Origin of the sequence: Marinobacter sp. ES-1 (genome assembly GCF_000475255.1) — a bacterium.
GTDB lineage: Bacteria > Pseudomonadota > Gammaproteobacteria > Pseudomonadales > Oleiphilaceae > Marinobacter > Marinobacter vinifirmus.
Map to the genome: position 1 here is coordinate 1 of NZ_AXBV01000017.1, position 526 is coordinate 526.

Below are 526 nucleotides of genomic sequence, written 5' to 3' on the forward strand. Positions count from 1 at the left end.
TTCCTGAACTGGGCCACGGACATCGGCCCCGCCACGCTCGACGTGGTACAGCGCCAGCTTAAAGATCGCCCGCATCCCGAACATGGCTACCGGGCCTGCCTGGGGCTGTTAAACCTGAGTCGACGTTACAGCCGTGACCGGCTGGAGCAGGCCTGTGCCCGGGCGTTGTCCATCAACTCGACCAGCTACCAGAGTATCACTTCGATCCTGAAGCAGGGCCTGGATCAGTTGCCTTTGCCGCTGACCGAGGAGGAACCGGAACTGGCCGATCTGCCCGTTCACACCAACGTTCGCGGCCCCCGCTACTACCACTGATCCCGGAGAAGCTGATGTTGACTCAAAACACCCTCGATACCCTGCGCCAGCTCAAGCTGACCGGCATGTGCGATGCTCTGGAACAACAACGGGCACAGCCCGACACCCACGACCTGGCGTTCGAAGAACGCCTGGCTCTATTGATCGACCGGGAGGTGCTGCACCGGGAAAACCGCCGGCTGGAACGGCTGTTGAAGGCAGCCCGATTGCG

At 62.0% G+C, this 526-nt stretch carries 1 protein-coding gene and 1 pseudogene; both read left to right on the forward strand.

What is annotated here, in order from left to right:
• Positions 1-315: pseudogene (locus Q668_RS01030) on the forward strand (IS21 family transposase); the annotation flags it as partial.
• 14 nt (positions 316-329) lie between these two features.
• On the forward strand, positions 330-526 hold a 197-nt coding region (locus Q668_RS01035), incomplete at its 3' end, for an ATP-binding protein (RefSeq protein WP_036218807.1).